The 3,610-nt window shown below is 62.4% G+C and carries 4 protein-coding genes and 1 tRNA gene; 2 read left to right on the top strand and 3 right to left on the bottom strand.

Annotated elements, in window-relative coordinates; all coding sequences use genetic code 11:
• Position 1: 1 nt before the first annotated feature.
• A tRNA-Ala gene (locus tag AC5RWT_RS35680) sits at positions 2-74 on the bottom strand.
• Between the two features lie 711 nt (positions 75-785).
• On the opposite strand from AC5RWT_RS35680, the gene AC5RWT_RS35675 reads away from it, so the two are divergent.
• Both AC5RWT_RS35675 and AC5RWT_RS35670 read left to right on the top strand, forming a co-directional pair.
• Positions 786-1,334, top strand: a complete 549-nt coding sequence (locus AC5RWT_RS35675) for a hypothetical protein (protein ID WP_494084347.1) — start codon at positions 786-788, stop codon at positions 1,332-1,334.
• Positions 1,335-1,609: 275 nt separating this feature from the next.
• Positions 1,610-2,071 carry an Lrp/AsnC family transcriptional regulator gene (locus tag AC5RWT_RS35670; protein WP_494084348.1) on the top strand — a complete coding sequence of 154 codons (462 nt, stop codon included), beginning with the start codon at positions 1,610-1,612 and terminating at the stop codon, positions 2,069-2,071.
• Between the two features lie 2 nt (positions 2,072-2,073).
• Here AC5RWT_RS35670 and AC5RWT_RS35665 read toward each other — a convergent pair whose 3' ends face one another.
• Both AC5RWT_RS35665 and AC5RWT_RS35660 read right to left on the bottom strand, forming a co-directional pair.
• Positions 2,074-2,571, bottom strand: coding sequence for a DUF456 domain-containing protein (locus AC5RWT_RS35665; RefSeq protein WP_494084346.1), 498 nt, complete (start codon positions 2,569-2,571; stop codon positions 2,074-2,076).
• 496 nt (positions 2,572-3,067) lie between these two features.
• The coding region (locus AC5RWT_RS35660) for an iron chaperone (RefSeq protein ID WP_494084345.1) at positions 3,068-3,610 on the bottom strand (543 nt) is incomplete at its 5' end.

Raw genomic sequence — 3,610 nt, 5'->3', positions numbered from 1 at the left:
GTGGAGCTTAGGGGAATCGAACCCCTGACCTTTTCATTGCGAACGAAACGCTCTACCAACTGAGCTAAAGCCCCGTGCCACTGCGTTTGATCATAAGTCTGCGGTGTGCCGATCGCCAAGCTGAGGCGCTGCTGTGTTGCGCGTCGGACAGACTGCGATGGCGCGGGCCACTGCAACCCGACCAATGAGGAATTGGTGCAGCAACGGGAACGAAAGCAGCAGCATGACGCATGCTTTTCGCGAGTACCACGAAGCTTCTGAGATCTACAACGAAATGTCACGATCGTGGCGCTCAGCGGGTCGGTCGCCTTGCTTGCCTGGAGCTTGTTTCCGGAGAGGCGGAACCGGGTGGTGGCTAACGGTTTGATGCTCGTCAGTCTGTTCAGTCTGATTTACAGCATCTCGCGAAGCTCTGATGGCCGGGGACACCACGCTCTCGTTCAGAGTGGTCAGCGCGGGTCTGGCCATCGTGCTTGTCCTCGGCTACAAACGCTTTTTCCAACCCCCTGAACAGGCAGAACCGCCAAGGACAGCAGAGGCGGCGAAACAAGGCTGAAGGACGCTTCGAACTTTCTACGGTGGCCTGCCGATAGTACTTACGGAGACCTTCTTGAGGACGGCAAAAAAACGTCAGCAGTGACCGTTAACGTCGTTATCGCACGTACTAGACATTGGGGGACAACTTGAAACGAGCACTAGTAACAACCACCGCGGCGATGGCTGCGCTTTGCCTCGTGTCTTGCGGAAGTACGTCAACTGAGGCAACACCACCGACGGTGGTTCCTGTGACGCCGGCTCAGGAGGCGCCATCGCAAAGTCAGGAGGCCCCCACCGCTTCCGGTGAAGATGCCGCCGAGAAGCGAACCAGCGTCCGTGGAAACCTCATTAAAGAGGTCGGTGAAGCAGCCGGCTTCAGTGCAGCAGACCAGAAAACGCAGCTCGTGAACTTCGTCATTAAGAAAATTGATGGAGGAGTCAGCTGCACGGAACCGTACGCCAAGGCTCCGGAGAACGGCCATCTCGTCGCCCTCCACATGGACGTGGAAACAACAGCCGAACTCAAAAACGAACAGCCACCGAGCTACTGGGTCAGCGCCCATGATTTCAAGTTCATCAGCACCGAAGGAACTACGTTCAACGGGAATCTGGCAAGCATCGCGACATACTCGTGCCTGCCGCAGACAAAGTTGCTCCCCTCGGAACTTGGACCGGCGGAGAAAGCGACCGGATTGGTACTCCTGGACCTTCCCTCTACAGAGGGAACTCTGGTGATGTCACTGCGAGGCCTCGACGCGTGGGAATGGGAACTGCCCACGCCAAGCGACAAAGTCTAAGGTCTAGACGATTAACAGCAAGACCCCTGGCGGTCCGGAATCCGGACTGGCAGGGGTCTTCAGCTGTGTGAACAACAAGGTCCGGGCTTCGCGGGCCCGCAAACACTGCCCGGGCGTCGTGGGCCCAAACGGTGCACCTCTGCGGGCTGCAGCTTGTGGCGTCGCCCGATCTGCTAAGTATCAGAACACCGCAGCTACAATCCGTGCAAGAGGGGCGCCTATACTTGATCAGACTGTTCAAGCCACGGCGCGAGAATCGACAGGAAGTGGTCATATTGCAGCAACTGGACGCGACGGACCGGCGGATCCTGCTCGCCTTGGATGAGGACCCGCGGATCCCGGTGATGATGCTGGCCCAACGGCTCGGCCTGGCCCGGGGCACCGTGCACTCCAGGCTGGAGCGCCTGGCAGCATCGGGGTGCCTGCGCACTCATTCAGCCCGTGTTTTGCCTGAGGCACTGGACCGTGGGGTGATGGCGATGGTGAGCGCTGAGCTGGACCAGAGCAAGCTCAATGATGCCGTGGAAGCGCTCGGCAAGATTCCTGAAGTGCTCGAGTGCCACGCCCCGGCCGGTGACACCGACCTGTTGATCCGCGTGGTGGCGCACAGCCCGGACGACCTGTACCGGGTGAGCGAGGAGATCCGCTTCTGCCCCGGCATCACCCGCACCTCCACACAGATGTTCCTGCGCGAGGTCATCCCCTACCGCACCACCGGGCTGCTCAAGCAGGACTGAGCCTAGAAGAAGAACTGCATCAGCACGCCGACCACCCAGACCGCGCCGGCGGCAAAGGCACAGCCGAGCTCCACCAGCATGCCCAGACCCACGGCCTTGAGTGCAGCCCAACTGGCCCCCACCGCCTGACCAAAGTCGCGCCGTCGTGCGTATTCGCTCAGCAGCAACCCGGCGGCGAAGCCGATGAACAGCCCCACCACGGGGATCACGAACATGCCGACCACGCCCACCAGGACGCCGACCAGAATGGACCAGTTGGGCACTTGGCGCTGCTTCAGCCGGCGCCCGGTAAGCACCAGGCTGGCCAGCATGCCGGCAGCGACGAATACCATGCCGATGGCGAAGACCACCCAGCCAAGTGTGTTCTGCAGGGCGATGGCCCAGACCAGCAGACTGATGCCGATAGTGATGGTGCCGGGCAGGACGGGGACGACGATGCCGGCAATGCCGACGGCGATGAGCAGACCGCAAAAAACGGTCGCGAGAATCTGGGCTTCCACCCACTCAGCCTACTGGGACGCGCCGGGCGGATCCTTGCAGGCCTACGCGGAGCCGATTCATTCAGGTCCGTCGGCTTTTTCCTGACGTGGCCAGGATCCGCGCAGATGCCGTGGGCTGCGCCCGGTAAGGTTCCGGACCACGGCCGTGACACGGTTCCAACGCTGTGCACGGATGGAGGCTCGACGCCGCAGAGGCGGGCGGCCTCCAGCACGTTGAGGTGATGCGCCAGCACCCGGGTGGCCTCGCCGTCGCTGCTGATGAAGACCAGTGCCGGGGCATCGGCGAGGCTGCTGCGCAGCGCGGCGCGGTCGGCGTAATCCGCCGTTCGGGCAATCACGCCTGGAGGAACCACTGTCGGACGACGGCTGAGGGCAACGACGCCTGCAGCGGACTGTCCGGCGAGCAGGCGGATCACCTGGCCGCTGAGGCGGCCGGACGCGCCGGTGACGGCAATTCTTCCCATCGTTCCGCTTCCGGCTTGAGCGGTGAGGATGTTCAGGCGACCGCGGCCTTGACCAGCGACTCGACCTTTTTCTCCACTGCTGCGGTCCACTCCACTATCGCAAAGGAGACCGGCCACATGGGGCCGTCGTCGAGCATGGCTGCATCGTTGAAGCCAATGGTCGCGTAGCGAGCCTCGAACTTCGCCGCACTTTGAAAGAAGCAGACGACCTTGCCGTCCGCATTGGCGTACGCCGGCATCCCGTACCAGGTCTTGGGCAGAAGCTCCGGCGCGTTCTCGGTGATGAGCGCGTGTATCCGTTCGGCCAGGGCTCGGTCGTTATCGGGCATCTCCGCGATCGCTGTGAGCACGGCCTGCTCGTTGTCGGCTTTCTTCTGACCGCTGCGGCCCTGCGCCCTCAGCTCTTGGGCCCGCTCCTTCATGGCCGCGCGCTCGGCCTCCGAAAAGCTGCTGGAATCGGACTTCTTCGTGGGGCTCACTGTGATCTCCCTTGTGCGATGTACACCAGAGGCTAGCAGCCGCGCGGGGCACAGACTTCTCGGATCCTGCTCGCTGCACGTCCAGCGCAACGCGGC

The sequence above is a fragment of the Arthrobacter sp. Dra40 genome, from assembly GCF_059091905.1.
This window is presented reverse-complemented; position numbering and strand designations above follow the sequence as displayed.